This is a genomic window from Metabacillus niabensis (genome assembly GCF_902829255.1).
GTDB classification, from domain to species: Bacteria; Bacillota; Bacilli; order Bacillales; family Bacillaceae; genus Metabacillus; species Metabacillus niabensis.
In genome coordinates this window covers 13423-30491 of sequence record NZ_CADEPK010000031.1, presented here as the reverse complement: position 1 = coordinate 30491, position 17069 = coordinate 13423, and the positions used below count along the sequence as shown (strand labels likewise).

The 17069-nt window shown below is 37.2% G+C and carries 15 protein-coding genes; 4 read left to right on the top strand and 11 right to left on the bottom strand.

Features of this window, described 5'->3' with window-relative positions:
* Positions 1-82 precede the first annotated feature (82 nt).
* Both nasC and nirB read right to left on the bottom strand, forming a co-directional pair.
* Positions 83-2215, bottom strand: a complete 2133-nt coding sequence (gene nasC, locus HU235_RS05650; protein ID WP_174879572.1) for an assimilatory nitrate reductase catalytic subunit NasC — start codon at positions 2213-2215, stop codon at positions 83-85.
* A gap of 32 nt (positions 2216-2247) precedes the next feature.
* The gene (nirB, locus tag HU235_RS05645) at positions 2248-4584 is read right to left on the bottom strand and encodes a nitrite reductase large subunit NirB (RefSeq protein WP_174879571.1); all 2337 of its coding nucleotides are present in this window, start codon (positions 4582-4584) and stop codon (positions 2248-2250) included.
* A 290-nt stretch (positions 4585-4874) separates the two neighbouring features.
* Between nirB and HU235_RS05640 the strand changes: the two genes are divergently transcribed.
* The 4 genes from HU235_RS05640 to HU235_RS05625 all read left to right on the top strand — a co-directional run bounded on the left by HU235_RS05640 (position 4875) and on the right by HU235_RS05625 (position 8191).
* A complete protein-coding gene (locus HU235_RS05640; RefSeq protein WP_095300307.1) occupies positions 4875-6080 on the top strand; it encodes a nitrate/nitrite transporter in 1206 nt (401 codons plus the stop codon).
* 179 nt (positions 6081-6259) lie between these two features.
* Positions 6260-6421, top strand: a complete 162-nt coding sequence (locus HU235_RS05635) for a Fur-regulated basic protein FbpA (protein ID WP_095300308.1) — start codon at positions 6260-6262, stop codon at positions 6419-6421.
* A 132-nt stretch (positions 6422-6553) separates the two neighbouring features.
* On the top strand, positions 6554-6988 hold the full coding sequence (locus HU235_RS05630) for a MarR family winged helix-turn-helix transcriptional regulator (RefSeq protein ID WP_174879570.1): 435 nt from the start codon (positions 6554-6556) through the stop codon (positions 6986-6988).
* Positions 6989-8191 (top strand): MFS transporter, encoded by a 1203-nt coding sequence (locus tag HU235_RS05625; protein WP_174879569.1) that lies wholly within the window; start codon positions 6989-6991, stop codon positions 8189-8191.
* A 162-nt stretch (positions 8192-8353) separates the two neighbouring features.
* Here HU235_RS05625 and HU235_RS05620 read toward each other — a convergent pair whose 3' ends face one another.
* The 9 genes from HU235_RS05620 to HU235_RS05580 form a co-directional block, all read right to left on the bottom strand.
* The gene (locus HU235_RS05620) at positions 8354-10066 is read right to left on the bottom strand and encodes a methyl-accepting chemotaxis protein (protein WP_174879568.1); all 1713 of its coding nucleotides are present in this window, start codon (positions 10064-10066) and stop codon (positions 8354-8356) included.
* A gap of 221 nt (positions 10067-10287) precedes the next feature.
* A complete protein-coding gene (locus HU235_RS05615; protein ID WP_174879567.1) occupies positions 10288-11271 on the bottom strand; it encodes an aldo/keto reductase in 984 nt (327 codons plus the stop codon).
* Positions 11272-11512: 241 nt separating this feature from the next.
* Entirely contained in the window at positions 11513-12358 is an 846-nt protein-coding gene (locus tag HU235_RS05610) for a DUF4097 family beta strand repeat-containing protein (RefSeq protein WP_174879566.1), read from the bottom strand.
* Positions 12355-12912, bottom strand: a complete 558-nt coding sequence (locus tag HU235_RS05605; protein ID WP_174879565.1) for a DUF1700 domain-containing protein — start codon at positions 12910-12912, stop codon at positions 12355-12357. Before HU235_RS05605 ends, HU235_RS05610 begins: the two co-directional genes overlap by 4 nt.
* On the bottom strand, positions 12905-13231 hold the full coding sequence (locus tag HU235_RS05600; protein ID WP_095300321.1) for a PadR family transcriptional regulator: 327 nt from the start codon (positions 13229-13231) through the stop codon (positions 12905-12907). Before HU235_RS05600 ends, HU235_RS05605 begins: the two co-directional genes overlap by 8 nt.
* 407 nt (positions 13232-13638) lie before the next feature.
* Entirely contained in the window at positions 13639-14445 is an 807-nt protein-coding gene (locus tag HU235_RS05595; RefSeq protein WP_174879564.1) for a uroporphyrinogen-III synthase, read from the bottom strand.
* A gap of 385 nt (positions 14446-14830) precedes the next feature.
* Positions 14831-15730, bottom strand: coding sequence for a formyltetrahydrofolate deformylase (gene purU, locus HU235_RS05590; protein WP_095300325.1), 900 nt, complete (start codon positions 15728-15730; stop codon positions 14831-14833).
* A gap of 73 nt (positions 15731-15803) precedes the next feature.
* Positions 15804-16253 carry a threonine/serine exporter family protein gene (locus HU235_RS05585; RefSeq protein ID WP_095300372.1) on the bottom strand — a complete coding sequence of 150 codons (450 nt, stop codon included), beginning with the start codon at positions 16251-16253 and terminating at the stop codon, positions 15804-15806.
* A 9-nt stretch (positions 16254-16262) separates the two neighbouring features.
* Entirely contained in the window at positions 16263-17018 is a 756-nt protein-coding gene (locus HU235_RS05580) for a threonine/serine exporter family protein (RefSeq protein WP_095300327.1), read from the bottom strand.
* Positions 17019-17069: the final 51 nt, after the last annotated feature.

Genomic DNA, 17069 nt, shown 5'->3' with positions numbered 1-17069 from the left:
GTAAACTAACCTTATCATTAGCCTATATATTGTGTTTGAGGGGTCTAAAACCTTTGTTTTTGAGCCACCCTCTCTACATACATTAATTTGGAACAACCTTTACTGCACTCACTTTAAATCCCGGCATTTTGCAGAAAGGATCTAAATCCTCGCCAACTAACATGTTTACATTTTGGCTATCTGCCCAATGGAATGGAACAAAGACTGTATCCTGTCTAATTTTATCTGACCATTTACTTCTAACTACGATACTTCCCCGCTTAGAAGTTACTGTAACAAGACGATTATTTTCAATTTGATATTTTCTTGCTGTTTCTGGATGAATTTCTAAATATGATTCAAAATTTCTTGCCGCTAAAGCAGCACTTTTTCTCGTTTGGACTCCTGTTAAATAATGTGACACCACTCTGCCAGTCGTTAAATAGAGGGGGTATTCCTCCGATGGTTTTTCTTTGGGGATTTGTGAACTATTACTTACTACAACCATCTTTGCCTTTCCGTCTGGATGTGCAAAGGAATGCTCAAATAATCGAGCAGTTCCACCATGGGTTTCATCTGGACATGGCCATAAGATGCCCTTTTCCTTTCGAATTCGGTCATACGTAATCCCATAATAATCAGCAATCCCTCCCTTACTAGCGATACGCAACTCATTAAAGATATCCTCTGCCTTTTTGTAAGGAAAATACTGTCCTTTCCCTAATACCTTCGCAATCTCGCAAATAATTTCCCAATCATGCTTTACTTCTCCTGGACATGGTCGACTTGCCTCTCTAAGAATGACTCTCCCTTCGAGATTCGTCATTGTTCCTTCGTCCTCTAAATAAGAGGAGGTCGGCAAAATAAGGTCTGCATATTCGGCTGTTTCCGAGACGAATAAGTCGATAGCGACTAAAAATTTCAACTTTTTTAACGCCGATTTTACAAAATTGGCATTTGGATTTGAAACAACAGGGTTTGAGCACATGAGGAGCATTCCTGTAATTTCTCCCTCATCAATTTTCTTAAACATTTCAAATGCCGAAACACCCTTACGTGGTATATCCTCTTTGTTGATCCCCCAAACAGATGCTATATATTCTCTATGCTCCTCATTTTCGATTGAACGATATCCTGGTAGTTGATCAGCCTTTTGTCCATGTTCACGTGCTCCCTGACCATTGCCTTGACCAGTAATCGCCCCATATCCACATGAAGGCTTACCAATTTTCCCTGTTGCAATTAACACATTAAGTAAATTCCTTACAGCTGCTGTCCCATCAATTTGCTGTTCGACGCCTCTAGCCGTAAATAGCATTCCTGTTTCCTCACTTGCAAACTTTATCGCTGCCGTTTCAATTTGCTCCTTTGGAACACCTGTTAATTCTGCAATTTCATCTAATGATTGAGAAAGCACATATTCCTTTACTTCAGCAAAGCCTGTAGCACGATCACGAATGAATTGTTCATCAGTTAAATTTTCTTCGATGATGACCTTTAATAATCCATTTGCTAAGGCAGCGTCCATCCCTGGCTTAACTTTTAAATGTAAGTCAGCGATTTGTGTCGTTGCTGTCTCCCGTGGATCAATCGCGATAATATAAGCACCGTTCTCTTTTGCTTTTTCAAAATATGGCATAATTGTAGGTTGGCATTCTGCTATATTTGTTCCAGCTAATATAATGACACGTGTTGTTGGAACCTCAGTTAATGCATTTGTTATTCCACGATCCATCCCGAACGTCTGGTTCGCTGCAGTAGCCGCGGCTGACATGCACAAGCGGCCATTGTAATCGATGTAGCGAGTCGTAAGTGCCACTCTAGCAAACTTCCCTAGTAAATAAGCTTCTTCATTTGTAATAGAAGCACTCCCGTAAACCGCAAGTGCATTTGTACCATCTGCTACCTGAATATCAGTGAACTTTTCCTTAATCACAGCTAATGCCTCCCGCCATGAGATCCGAACAAATTCACCGTTTACTTTAAGCAATGGATATTTAATCCGATCCTGGTGAAGTGCATGCTGATGGGCATTCATTCCTTTAATGCAGATTCTTCCCTCCGATGTAGGATTATCTACTCCTATTGTTGTATACTTCTTCCTTGAAACGATTGATTGCTCAATTAATTGCATTTTACATTGCATGCTGCAGAACGGGCATTGTGTATCATAAACCTTTTCTGATTGGACCTCTTGTTGCTTCGTTCGAAAGTATTTTAATAATAGTTCTGTCAAAACGCATCATCCCTATTCTCTTAATCTCTTAATTATTTCGTCACATATTCTAAACTTACGGCTCTATCCTCTTCCAACCGCTCAACTAATTGCCTACATAATGACGTTTCGAATAAGACCTCTCGGATATGAATCATCCCAACCCTCTTAATCCATTCATAAATTGGCTCCTGATAATTCCCGGTTTCTCGATAATATTGAACAAATCCGCTTAAGAACAGCTTTACTTCATGGAGATTTTTTGTAACCGTCAATAGTTCCCCTTGCTGAATATGTTGCCCCGTACTTCCGCCAACATAAATTTCCCATCCTCCATTGTTGCCAATGATGCTAATATCCTTTATCATTAAGTCCTTTTCCTGGTGCTTACAGGCGGAAAATCCAATAATGACAAGATGTGGCGTTAATATTTGGCCGACTTCCTTTTCAATTTCAATTGCCAATTGCTTTGATTTTTCATTGCTACATTGGCAAAGTCTTTCTCCAAAAAATGTATTAACGTAACGAATGGTATTATCCAAAGCTGGGATTGAGGGAATCTTCAATTCTGTACATACAGCATGAATGACTTCCTTTTGAATCCCCTTTAATTGAAATCGTTGCTCTGCTGTTAATCCCACCTCACGTATTTGGTACTTTTTCATTACATTTGTTATCATTTGTAATTCATTTACATTTGTCATGCCCCCATACATTTGTAGGACAAGTGAATAAGTACCATCTTCCTCGAGCTGAGCATTTACGATATCCTTTTTAATCGACCTGTCATGCCCTGGGTATATCATTGCCAAATAATAACGAATTGCAGAAATACAGGTGCTACAGCCATTTTCAGATTTCCAATTCAACTCAGTAAATACATCTTCTAATGAAGATAATTGTTTTTGCTGAATCTGGTAAACAACTTCATCTTCCGTCAATTCCGTACATTTGCACAATGTGTTTTGCTCAATTGTTTCATCGCATTCATCACTGTTAATATAGGTGAGCAAACCTGCCACCATTGACTTACAGCCTCCACACGAGCCGGATGCCTTCGTACATTGCTTTATTTCGTCAACAGTCGTTAATCCCTTTTGAAGTACAGCCTCCATAATGGTTCCCTTTGATACAGCATTACAATTACATATCATTTCACTTTGCGGCATTTGCTTAAATAACGTTGGCCCACGTTCATTTATTTGAAGCAATTGACGTTTCTCATCATCATTTACATGTTTTCTTTTGGCAATCAGATCAAGCAGTTTAGACCCAGAAGTTGTTTCTCCAAAAAGGACCGCGCCCACGATAATATCTCCTTGAAAAACAATTTTTTTATAAATGCCTTCTAATTGATTTTCTAATTTCACCATTTTTGATGTTTCATTCTCAGTGAAATCTCCAACAGAAAAGAGCTCAACACCTGGCACCTTTAAGCTCGTTGATAAAATCGATCCTTGATACCCTTGTTCTTCAATTCCACAAAGATGGTTCGCTAACGCTTGGCCTTGCTCATACAACGGCTTCACTAACCCATAAACAATGCCATTATGCTGGGCACATTCACCCAACGCATATATATCAGCTGTTCTTGTTTCCATATAATCATTAACAATAATTCCATGACTTGTCTCAATACCACTGCATTTCGCTAGGCCTATATTAGGTTTCACCCCAACAGCCATAACGACTAAATCCGCCTCAATTTCTGTTCCATCCGTAAACTCAAGTTTTTCAACTCTTTCTTCCCCTGCTATTTTTTCCGTTACTTTGCCTAAATAGAATTCAATTCCTTGCTGTTCTAGGACTGTTTGCAGCATTTTTGATGAGGTTGGATCAAGCTGTCGTTGCATCAAGTAATCCATATTGTGAACGACTTTCACTTTCAAGCCTAGATTCACGAGACCCCTTGCTGCCTCTAACCCTAACACTCCCCCTCCAATCACGGCTGCTTGCTTATGACCTTTAGACAATTCGATGATTTTTTTACAATCCTCAATTGTACGAAAGGTGACAACTCCTTCCTTTTCAACACCAGGGATGGGTAGAACAAACGGTTCCGATCCTGTTGCAATGATTAATTTATCGTAGGCAATCACTCGATTAAGATTGGTGGTAATTTGCTTATTTTGCGAATCAATCTTTATTGCCGTTTCTCCAGTGTAGAGGTCAATCCCATTCTCCTCGTACCATTCACGTTTATTTATAGTAATTTCATTAAATGACGCTTCCCCTTGTAAAACAGAAGATAATAAAATCCGATTATAATTAGGATGTGGTTCACTTCCAATAATAGAAATCGAAAATAGCTCAGAGTTACGCTTTAAGATTTCTTCAACACAGCGAACTCCTGCCATACCATTTCCGACCACGACTAGTCTCTGCCTCATCTTAACCCTCCAACATTCATAATCTGTCTTCTTCATTTTAGTTTCATTATTTCATAATTTTCCTTATTAAAGAGTTTTGTTGTCATATTTTCTAACGTAAAACCTTCAATCATTACTAATATTTACCATATCACGAAAAACAAAAGCATATTTTGTAATATTCTCTGTCATATTTCCTAACAGATAGCTTTGCGTTCTAAATGGAGCAATTTATAATGACAACATATTAGCGACAGAGATAGGAAAATACAAAGAGCATTGAAAAGATGAGATGAGAGGAGAAAATATATATGAAATTTTCTGATTTAAAGACAAGTGGTCATCCGAAAACATTGTTTTCAGCTTTTCTATATTTCGATGTAAGCTTCATGATTTGGGTTATTCTAGGTGCACTTGGTGTATTCATTACCGAGGAATTTGGACTATCCCCTTCACAAAAAGGACTTATTGTTGCCATTCCGATACTTGCAGGTTCTTTCTTTAGAATCGTTCTAGGAATTTTAACTGACCGAATTGGTCCGAAGAAAACTGCCACAATCGGCATGAGCATTACGGTTATTCCATTACTCTGGGGACTATTAGCTGGAAATACACTTCCCGAGCTTTATATGATTGGGATTTTATTAGGTGTTGCAGGTGCCAGCTTTGCCGTTGCCTTACCAATGGCAAGCAGATGGTACCCACCTCATCTACAAGGATTAGCAATGGGGATTGCTGGAGCAGGAAATAGCGGAACATTACTTGCAACATTATTCGGTCCACGTTTAGCAGAGCAGTTCGGCTGGCATATGACCATGGGTATTGCACTTATCCCTTTACTAATTACCTTTGGACTTTTTCTCCTTTTAGCAAAGGATGCACCGACACAACCTGCACCACAGCCATTAGCTAATTACTTTAAAGTTTTTGCATTTCGGGATACTTGGTTCTTCTGCTTGCTCTACAGTGTTACATTCGGAGGATTTGTCGGGCTATCAAGCTTCCTAAGTATGTTCTTTGTCGATCAATATCAACTGTCTAGCGTTCAGGCTGGTGATTTCGTTACAATTTGTGTTTTTGCGGGAAGCTTTTTCAGACCGGTCGGAGGTTATATCTCTGATCGAATTGGCGGGGTAAAAGTACTTGCTATTCTATTTATCGGAGTCGCTGCTTGTATGATTGGCGTTAGTCAGTTGCCACCACTAATTGCTATTACTGCACTTTTATTTGTCGGTATGATGTGTCTCGGAATGGGAAATGGCGCAGTTTTCCAATTAGTTCCACAACGTTTCCAAAAAGAAATTGGGATGGTAACAGGTATTGTAGGGGCTGCAGGCGGTATCGGTGGATTCTTCCTGCCAAATATCTTAGGTACACTTAAGGAAATGACAGGTTCGTATGCTTCAGGATTCATTACGTTTTCGATCGTTGCCTTTGCTGCATTTATCATCTTATTAATCGCAAACTATTCTTGGAAGAAATCTTGGAATTTAAAGCAGGATACCGTGAAAATTTAACACTTTCCTGATACAGGTAAGACTTTTTTCATCATGTGATATAGGAAAGAAGAATGAATTAAGCCTTGGTGAATATGACCAAGGCTTCTTTATTAATTGGAATAGTTTACAAGTTTTCTTTTATCAGTTATAATCCTAATTGATAATGATTATCATTTTCTTTTAGAGGCGGTGATCGAATGTCTACTCAATTACGTAAGCTTATTGAGCTTAGAAAAACACAACTAATTAATAAATTATTGCAAGCGGGTATTTATAAAAGCTCTGAAAAACAGCTTTATGAGTTGTCCGTTAGCGAACTGGAGAAAGAATGCCAAGTGATCAATCATGCAAACAAATAATTGCTAATATTATATAACATTGAGCTGACAATATCGTCAGCTTTCTTTTTTAAGAACAGCTTTGCTTTACAAATAAAAATTATCTGGTATCATAAAATAGTTACCTAGGTAAATAAATTGAGGTGTAAAACTATGGAAAATACAAACCAATTGTTTCACTTCCTTTATAAAAAGACTAGAGCGATGACTAAGGTGCTAAATGAACATTTACAGCAATTTGGATTGTATAGCTCACAATGGTCAATACTCTACTGTATTAAGAATAATGGTCCTATGACACAGAGTGAAATATGGCGTTATCTTGTTGTCGAGGCCCCGACCGTTACACGAACTCTGGCAAAGCTTGAAGAAAGCGGCTGGATTAAACGGACACAAGGAAGTGATAAACGGGAGCGTCTTGTTTCTCTTACTGAAAAGGCGATCGAACAGCTTCCATTAGTAGAAAAAGAAGTAAAAAGATTTGAGCAAACTATGACTCAACATTTAACAAAGGAAGAGCTTACGATTTTTTATTCCTTTTTAAACAAACTTGGGCCAATTACAACTGAGAAGGAGGAATCTATCTAAATGGGAAATGAAACAAAACAACCAATTTGGACGAAAAACTTTATAAGTATTTTTCTAAGCAACTTTTTTATCTTTACGGCGTTTTATGGCCTGCTTACCTCATTGCCTATCTATGTTGTCGATGAGCTACATCGTTCAGAGGTTGATGCAGGTTTAATCGTAACCATTTTCCTTTTATCAGCAATCGTCGTTAGGCCATTTTCTGGTAAGCTTTTAGATGATTACGGTAAAAAACGAATGCTCATGGTAAGTCTAATACTCTTTACAATATGCTCGTTTTTATACTTATGGGTTCAGCAATATCCATTATTATTAGCACTCCGCTTTTTCCAAGGGATATGGTTTAGTATTGCAACAACCGCAACAGGAGCTATAGCAGCTGATCTTGTTCCACACAAAAGACGTGGAGAAGGTCTTGGATATTTTGTTATGTCCACAAATCTAGCTGTCGTATTCGGGCCTATAGTTTCTCTTTCACTCATTCAAGCTACATCTTTCACGGTATTATTCCTTATATTAGCAATCTTAATTACTGCTGGTGTTATCTTTACAGCTACAAGCAAGTTCAATATTGAACAGCCTGATCAAAACCGAGTGAAAAAACGACTTCAACTTTCAGATTTAATTGATAAAAGAGCATTTCCTGTTGCATTTATTGGGAGTTTAGTAGCCTTTGTTTACTCAAGTGTTCTTTCGTTTCTTTCTATCTATGCAAAGGAACTAAATTTATTAGATGCTGCTAGCTTTTTCTTTGTTGTCTTTGCCGTTGTTATGCTTATCGCTCGTCCGTTTAGTGGAAAATTATTTGATAAAAAGGGGCCTCATATTGTCATGTATCCGGCATTTGCCCTGTTTTTAATTGGTATGATCATACTAAGCATGGCAAATTCCACATTTACACTCCTATTATCAGGTGCATTTATTGGATTGGGCTATGGTACGGTCGTTCCATCTTTACAAACCCTTGCTATTCAATCAACAGACAGAAATCGAAGCGGTCATGCTACCGCAACCTTCTTTACTCTATTTGATACTGGAATAGCTATTGGATCTTACCTATTAGGACTTGTTGCAGCAGAGCTTGGCTACGGTCATCTTTATTTTTATGCTGCCATCTTTATGGTTGTCGTCATTGTTATGTACAAATTCGTGCTCCATCGAAAATCTTCTCCAGCTATTAAGGAGTTAAAAGAATCAAACTAAGTATTAAGCATCCTTCTCATTTTTGCAAAGGAGAGTGTGCTTTAATCTGCAAATTATAAAGGGTCAGTCCCTCACTCTAATTGTGGGGACTGACCCTTTCTGCTTTTTAACCATTGTGCTCTTCAATTCATTCGTTTTTATATATAAACTGAAAAGAACAGACTAGATTTTAAATTGTTTAATAACAATTTGTAAATCGTCAGCTAATCTGGCAAGTGACTGCGAGGAAGAGGAGATTTCTTCCATTGATGCTAGCTGTTCTTCTGTCGCTGCAGAAATATTTTGCGTGATCATGGCTGATTCTTTAGCAACATCACTAACATTTTGAATTGATTCATTAACGATATCTGTTCCATTTGCTAGTTTTTTTAGCGATCTTGAAATATCTTCAATCTGTGAAACTACTCCATTAACCGCTAGTTCAATTTTTTGGAAGGAATCTCCTGCTACATGAACAACATTAAGTCCGGAATATACCTCTTCAGCTGCTTTTTTCATTGTTTGTATTGTCTTATCTGTATCGCTTTGGATTAGCTGAATTAGCTGGGCTATTTTTTCTGTAGAACTAGTTGATTCTTCTGCAAGCTTTCTTACTTCATCCGCAACAACCGCGAACCCTTTTCCATGTTCACCAGCTCTTGCAGCTTCAATAGCAGCATTTAATGCCAATAAATTCGTTTGTGCAGATATTCCTGTTATGACATTTGTAATTTGTCCTATTTCATTAGAACGATCATTCAAACCTTTAATCGCTTCAGAAAGACTATTTACATTCTCGTAAATTGAATTCATTTGTTCATTTACTTTTTTAATAGCCTGATTTCCCTCTAATGACATTTCAGAAGCGTGCAACACATCTTTCGTGATTTTTTCCGTATGGTCTGCAATGGTTTTTGTATGATTTGTTATTTCTGTAATCACTTTAGAGCTATCTGCGACTTTATCAACCTGTTTATCAGATCCTGATGCAAGCTCCTGTACTGTTAACGTAATATGCTCGCTCGCTTTACTGTTTTGCTCAGCACTAGCGCTCAATTGTTCAGAAGCTGATGCAACTTGCTGTGATGAATCCTGGACTGTTGTAAAAACAGATTGTAATGTATTCGTCATATTGTTAAAGGAGGTTGTAAGTTCACCAATTTCATCTTTAGACTGATAACTACCTTTAACTGTAAAATCACCATTTTCTGCTTCAGTAAGCAAACCTTTAACTTCTTTAATTGGTCTAACGATCATCCGTGCAATTACTACGCTTAAAATAACTAATAATATAAGAGCTACAAGGATAATAACTGTTACAAAAATAACGATTTCTTTTTCACTTTCATGATTAAGAGTATTTATTGATTCAGCATTTGTAATGTTCGTTTTCTGTAGTTCCTTTAGCGTATCATTTAATGCCGCGCGATTTATCTCAACCTCTTGTAAGTAGATTGAATATGCCTCATCATTTTTATTTTCAACCGCGAGATTCATAACTTTATCTCGGCTACTGCTTAATGCTGCTGCCTGCTCCTTGTATTTTTCTACTAAATTTTGTTGTTCCTTTGTTAACTTAGTACCTTCAATTTCAGAAATTAACCCATCAATTTCTTCCCAGGCAGAGGCAATTTCATCAATTAATTCTTTATTTCTTTCGGGATCCTCTGTAACTAAGAGCTCTAGTGTATAGGCATCGCTCGCTCTAGCATTTACCCTAATTTGCATAATTTTGTTAAGCGGAAGCAAGTTTTCTTTATACATAATTTCTGATCCTTGGGCCATAACTTTAATATAGCTTACTCCTAGAATACCTACAGAACTAAGTCCCAAGGTGCTTACAATAATAATGATTAATAGCTTCCTTGTAATATTTAAGTTTTTTAGCAATTTCATGTCGATGTCTCCCCTAGGATAAAATAGTTAGCTACTGCATATATCGGCTATCGGAGACTATATATTAACTTGTAAAGATTGCTAATTAATGAGGAAGAAAAAGCGTTGTTACAGTCACCTTCGGCAGGCTTTAACTAGGTAAATAAAAAAACCCTTTTTGTGTAACAGAGCTTACTGTTACACGAAAAGGGAATGAATCGATATTTTAACTGATTAACAACTTAATAAGCACCTCTAATATTTGGATGAATCTCCTGTTGGTAAAAATCTGCCAATCGCTTTCGTTCGTCCTTACTAAAGGCTGGAACCGCTGTTGCTTGTAAATTGTCCTCAACCTGTTTAACGGTTTTAAATCCAGGAATAACGGTAGTAATCTCTTCATGGTCGAGGATCCAGCGTAAGGCAGCTCTTGTCATATTTTCTCTGCCTTCAGCGATCCAGCTAAGCTGTTCACTTAGTTCAACACCTTTAGAAAATTCAATACCAGCAAAGGTTTCACCAACATTGAAATGCTCGCCATTTTGATTAAAGTTACGATGATCATCTGCTTCAAATGTTGCCTGCTTCGTAAATTTACCTGTCAATAGGCCACTTGCTAACGGTACACGAGCTAAAATGCCAACACCCTTCTCCTTTGCTTGTGGAAGTAATTCAGTAATAGCCTTTTGACGGAAAATATTAAAAATCACTTGCAATGCCTTTACATTCGGCTGTTCTATACAAAACAAGCCTTCATCAATCGTTTCGACACTTACCCCATAATGTCTAATTTTCCCCTGCTGTTGTAGCTTATCTAACACGGCAAACACTTGTCCAGATTGCAAAATTTCCATTGGCGGACAATGAATTTGATAAAGATCGATCGTTTCACGCTGTAATCTTTTTAAGCTTGCTTCACAATAAGCAGTTACCGCTTCCTCGGAGTATGTTTTCGGATCGCGAATATCTCCAGCACGGCAGAATTTCGTTGCAATATAAACCTTATCTTCTTTGCCTTTTGTTGCCTTTGCTAGTAGCTCCTCACTATGACCATCTCCATAGACATCCGCCGTATCAAAGAAGTTAACACCTGCATCCATGGCCTTTTCCAAGCCCTTTAATGCTTCTTGGTCATCGGATTTCCCCCATGATCCACCTATCGCCCATGTTCCAAAGCTAAGTTCACTAATTTTTAAATCCGTATTCCCCAATTGACGATATTTCATATTTCCCACATCCCTATTTATGTTATGAATTACATATGTACATGCTTATTATAGAGGATGTTAAGCGCTAACAAAAGAAATCCGCTCTATGATTTAACATAAATTTATAAATAAAAAGTTGGTGACTCAAAAGGCTCTGACCCCTCTAACAAACACTGGTATATAATAAAAACTATTACATATTGTGTTTGAGGAGTCTGAACCTTGTATTTTAAACCACCTTCTCTTTCATCTAATCTTGTTATTGCTTTACAACTTCTATTTCGCCTACATCAGTTTTAGCCTTTATGATCGGACCACCCGCACCAATATTTGTAATCACACTATTAGATGAGCTATTTTGAAAGCCGTCAAAGCCCGCCACTGTTACGTCACCAATTTCACTATTTAAATCAAGGGAAAGGTTCTTTGCTTCACCCCGAACGACAACCTTAATATCCCCTACATCCGAATTTAATTCTATATCATCCGAAAGATTCATTAACTGAAGCTCAACCTCTCCAGTATCAGTTGTTGCCTCTACTTTCCCACTAATATTTTCTAAAGAGATATCCCCAATATCAGATGTAAACTGACCTTTTCCAGCGAAATTTTGAACATCGATTTCTCCGGTATCACTACGAGCTATTAAGGTTGATGGCTGTACATCTTCAATTGATATGTTACCAATATCCGACTTTACATCCAATGTTTTTAAAAGTTTAGCTGGTATACTTATATCTAGCTTTCTTTCACTGTTAATTTCATCATAAATAAATGGTATTTGCACGAACCATTTATTTTTCTGGTCAACAGTAATTTCAACTTTAGATGCCTTTTCTTCTACTTCAAATTGAATTTGGTCCTTTAGCCTTTCTCCGACATCACCATAAAAGTGAATGTCGATCTCATCGGATTTACTTTCAGATATGTGTACATCAACAACGTCTCCGTTAATTTCGAGCTCTTTAATTTGATTTGCTTTTAACGTCTTTTTTTCATCTATTTCTACATAATGACTTTGTGAAAATACATTCCCCCCAACTGAGAACATGCCTACTATCCCGATAACGATTGCGAGCAAAGCACCTAATAGGATTTTTTTCATCTATTCGTTCCCCCCTTGATAATACGCACATTAAACTTAACATATTTCACCATAACGCTATATAGAAATTTACCAATGTAAATGGAAGCAATACTTAATAAAATACCAATGCCGCACAATGTTAAAGTAATAAAAAATTGTAAAAGTATACCTTCTGTACCATTAAATATGACTGAAACAATTAATAATAACGGCGAAAGAGTGAACGCAATTGCACTTGCAGCTAATGAAATATATACCCCGATAATTGCTACAATCGGTCCAAGTAAGAAAATGAGGTTAAAAAAGCTTAGACTAATTGTTGCAAAGATAGCACGTGAAATATTTGTAACGGATTGGTCACTCTCTGCTTGAGTTATCATATATTCTGCTAATAGCTCCTTTGCTATTACCTTCGGATTTCCTAAGTCTTCAGCTATTTCTTCCTCTGATTTTCCAGTTTCTAAGCCTAGTTGAAAATGTTCCTCGTAGTCATAGAGAATATCTTCACGATCACTTCGAGGTATTTTCTTTAACTGGTTAGAAAGCTCATTAAGAAAACTAACTTTATTCATTTCTTCCCAACTCCTCTCCAATTAATGTATCTACACTTCTGCGGAACTGCCGCCATTCAGTGACTAATTGTTCCATATAGTCTCTGCCCTTTTTAGTCAATGTGTAATATTTACGTGATGGTCCTTCGGTAGATTCAACTAAATAAGTAGTGAAATAATCTTCCTTCGTTAATCTTCTTAAGAGAGGATATAAAGTTCCTTCCGCTACATCAATATGCTTCGATATATTTTGAGCCAATTCATATCCATATTGATCCTTTTTAGATATTAAAACTAGAACACAAAGCTCAAGTACCCCTTTTTTAAATTGCACATTCATTTTGGTCATCTCCTATTATATGTTGTTCACTACTGTATATTGTTCACTAGCAGACCAAAAATAACAATTGCTTCCAACTAAGCTATATAATAACATCTACTAGTGAACATTGCAAGGTACTAATGATTATTTTCTAGCCAAATGAAAACATTGAGTTTTATTACTATAAATCAAAATAAAGGCGCTGGTAACCTTGTTTATTTCCTTTTGCAACGTTCGCTTTCCACGAGAGGTCCAGGCCTCCTTTAAGGTTAGCGCCTGTAGGCTCTCCCTTTTCACGCTTCTCTAGGAAGGAGTCTCATACACTCACCACAATAAATCGGGCGCTAGAAAATCAACAATGAGCTTTAACATAGCCAAAATAAAAAAGGAGGTCATCATCTTTTAAATAATGACCTCCCTTTACCTTATTTCTCTTGAAAATAATGAACAAGAGCAATGATTGCACTTCCCATTCGCTCTTCTTCCGGGATAACGATACGTTCAATCCCAACCTCTCTCAAGGCTTGTGCAGTTACTTTACCAACTGAAACAGCAATCACGTTAGTTGAAAAGGCATGTAATACTTTTTCTTCTAAGCCTTGATCCTTTGCGTAAGCCATCAAAAACCTCGCCTGTGGTGTACTTGTAAAATTAACAGCATCTACTTTTCCATTAACAATTTCATCAACCAATTGCTTCATAACCTCTTGATTTGGAGGAGTATGTCTGTAAGGTAAGATTTCCTTATATGAAGCTCCTTGTTCTTCAAGGAAGGCTAGTAAGGCAGGTGCCGGATCACCGTGTAATTGGAGTGCTACGTGACAACCATATAATTGAACATTTTTCAATTGTCGGATAAGCCCTGCTGTACTCCCATCATCATCTCTCACATCAGGGGCAATCCCCAATTTTTTTAACATATTTACCGTTTTATATCCTCTAGCCGCTACTTTTGCATTTTTCAGTGCATCTATAAATCTTTCACCAAGCCCCATATTTACAGCAGTTTGATATAGCTTATCTGTTCCTATTCCTGTCGTAAATATAAACCATTCAAACGAGCCTTCAACAAGCGCCTTGATTTCTCCCTCTACAATCGCTTCATCGAGAAATACAGTCCCTTGTGCTGGACGGACTAACGCTACTCCACCTAGGTTTTCAATTAGCTTGCTTAATTCCTCTGACTTACGTTGCCCACAGAGAGCGACCGTTTTGCCGTTTAATCGTTTCATATAGCGTACCCCTGTTATCAAATTATTGAAATTATTATACCATTAAACATAATAAACGTGGGGTAATGTTTTACGAGTTACATTCAGTTTTTATCTATTTGCTTTGTTAAATTTTTAGTTCAGACATATGCTTTCGCTTTCCGCAGGCGATCCGGGATTCTCCTTGTAACTGTGCACCTGTCGGGTTTCTCTTTACACAATTCTCTAAGCAGGAGTCTCCTGTAATCCGTTCCAATCAACCTTTATAAAATCCGCACAAAAAACCAACCTCTTAGCATAGAATCTTTTCTTTTAATGGTTTTTGCAATGAGAAATGTACGGTTTTCATTAGGAGCATTTCCAACCTCATTTCAATAAAAAATCCCCTTTATAAAGGGGATTAAAATTAAAACACGATTGTCTTATTTTGATGAACAATTATCCGGTCTTCTAAGTGCCACTTTACAGCTCGCGCTAAAACACTTCGCTCTACGGAACGGCCGATCTTTTTAAGGGAATCAACATTATCGCGATGATCAACTCGGCTTATATCCTGTTCAATAATTGGGCCTTCATCAAGATCATTTGTAACATAATGAGATGTTGCCCCAATTAATTTCACACCACGGCCATAGGCGCGCTCATATGGTCTTGCCCCGATAAAGGCAGGTAAGAATGAATGGTGAATGTTAATAATTTTATTCGGATTTTCTGCAACAAATTTTGGTGTTAAAATTTGCATATAACGCGCGAGAACAATGACATCGATCTCATACTCTTTAAGCAATTGCAGTTGTTTCTCTTCGACTTGCTCTCGGATATCTTTGTTAGCTGGGATGTAATAGAATGGAATATTTAATCCTTCTACAACATCTCTCGCTTCTTCATGGTTACTGATGACAAGTGCAATATCTGCCATTAAATCGCCACTTTGCCATTCCCATAAAAGCTCTAACAAACAATGAAGCTCTTTTGATACGAATATCGCTGCCTTTTTTATTTGATAAACATGTGTTAATTTCCATTCCATATCAAATTGACTCGCAATCTCTGTAAATTGCTCTTCAATTTCCTTTGCTTTATCCTTTAATCCTGGACATTCAAATTCAATGCGAATAAAAAACATGCCGTTCTCTGGATTTGTTGAATACTGACTTGATTCAATAATATTTGCATTATGTGAAAATAAAAACTTAGAAATTGCTGCAACAATACCTGGCTGGTCTGGACAGCTAACTAATAAGCGTCCACGATTTTTATTTTTTTCTTGAAACAATTCAATCTGATTGTTAATAAATGTATTCATTTAAATAACCTCTCTACTTGTAATTACATCAGTCTATTATACAATAGTGACATCCGCTTTTTAAGATGATTTACTAATTATTTACGATTCTCTTCATAGTTGCCTTACGATAAATTTGATTAAGTACTTCTGAAAGCACCAACCCAATCGCGATTGAGCCAGAAATCATAAACGCCTCTGCAGCAAGGGAAATCGCTGTATTATAATCATTTTCTACAACTCTTCTCATCGCATCATAAGCTAAACCACCTGGGACAAGAGGAATAATTCCCGATACGTTAAAAATAATCACTGGGGTTTTATATCGCTTTGCAAAGTATTGACTAATGACCCCGATAATAAACGAAGCAAGGACAGAAGCAAATACACTATCTCCGGAGTATTCAAAAAGGATAACATAGATTACCCAACCAATCATTCCAGCAAATCCACATTTAAATAACGATTTAATAGGGGCATTAAAAATCACACCGAATGCAGCTGAAGCTATAAAACTTGTAATAATTTGTTCAACTAGTATGATAAATCCCCCCTAATAGATTGAAAATACAACCGCAACACCTGCACCAATTGCAAAGGCTGTTAAAAACGCCTCAGCACCTTTTGATATCCCTGATACTAAATGACCTGCCATTAAATCTCTTACAGCATTTGTTATTAATAATCCAGGAACTAAAGGCATTACCGATGCAATAATGATTTTATCCAGTTCCACACCTAAATTTGTCTCAATAAATAGTACTGATAAAAGACCGATTAATAAAGCTGCAAGAAATTCAGCGAAAAATTTCACTTCAACTAAGCGATGAAGATAAATTAAACTCGTAAAGCCGATTCCACCTGTAATAATTGCAGGTATAACATCTATCCAACCGCCTTTAAACATAATTAAAAAGCAGCCACTCGCAATCGATGCAGCGATAATTTGGATCGAAATTGGATATGCATGAGGGTCTCTTTCAACCTCCTTTAACTGTGAAAGAGCCTCTTCGACGGTAAGTTCACCACTGCTAATTAATCTTGAGATATTATTAACTTTAGCAACCTTTTGTAAATCTGTTGAACGATCAACGATTCTCACTAGCTCTGTCACATTCTCGCGCTCAACCGAAAATATAATTCCAGTTGGGGTGACATAGCTATGAGAATGCTCGATTCCATATGCAGCCGCAATCCGCATCATCGTATCTTCGACTCGGTATGTTTCAGCTCCACTTCGTAACATAATTTTCCCTGCAAGTAAACTTACATCAATAATATCAAAAATTTGTTCTTGTTTACTATCCACTACATTCACTCCATACTAAAGAGTCTATATAGAGTTTAAATAAGAAGTACG

Excerpts from the sequence above, each read along its gene's own strand:
- HU235_RS05630 (WP_174879570.1), top strand. The coding sequence starts at position 6,554 with ATGGAAAATACAAACCAATTGTTTCACTTCCTTTATAAAAAGACTAGA.
- nirB (WP_174879571.1), bottom strand. The coding sequence starts at position 4,584 with ATGAGGCAGAGACTAGTCGTGGTCGGAAATGGTATGGCAGGAGTTCGC.
- HU235_RS05600 (WP_095300321.1), bottom strand. The coding sequence starts at position 13,231 with ATGAATGTGCAATTTAAAAAAGGGGTACTTGAGCTTTGTGTTCTAGTT.
- HU235_RS05615 (WP_174879567.1), bottom strand. The coding sequence starts at position 11,271 with ATGAAATATCGTCAATTGGGGAATACGGATTTAAAAATTAGTGAACTT.
- HU235_RS05620 (WP_174879568.1), bottom strand. The coding sequence starts at position 10,066 with ATGAAATTGCTAAAAAACTTAAATATTACAAGGAAGCTATTAATCATT.
- HU235_RS05605 (WP_174879565.1), bottom strand. The coding sequence starts at position 12,912 with ATGAATAAAGTTAGTTTTCTTAATGAGCTTTCTAACCAGTTAAAGAAA.
- HU235_RS05635 (WP_095300308.1), top strand. The coding sequence starts at position 6,260 with ATGTCTACTCAATTACGTAAGCTTATTGAGCTTAGAAAAACACAACTA.
- HU235_RS05625 (WP_174879569.1), top strand. The coding sequence starts at position 6,989 with ATGGGAAATGAAACAAAACAACCAATTTGGACGAAAAACTTTATAAGT.
- HU235_RS05640 (WP_095300307.1), top strand. The coding sequence starts at position 4,875 with ATGAAATTTTCTGATTTAAAGACAAGTGGTCATCCGAAAACATTGTTT.
- purU (WP_095300325.1), bottom strand. The coding sequence starts at position 15,730 with ATGAATACATTTATTAACAATCAGATTGAATTGTTTCAAGAAAAAAAT.
- HU235_RS05595 (WP_174879564.1), bottom strand. The coding sequence starts at position 14,445 with ATGAAACGATTAAACGGCAAAACGGTCGCTCTCTGTGGGCAACGTAAG.
- HU235_RS05610 (WP_174879566.1), bottom strand. The coding sequence starts at position 12,358 with ATGAAAAAAATCCTATTAGGTGCTTTGCTCGCAATCGTTATCGGGATA.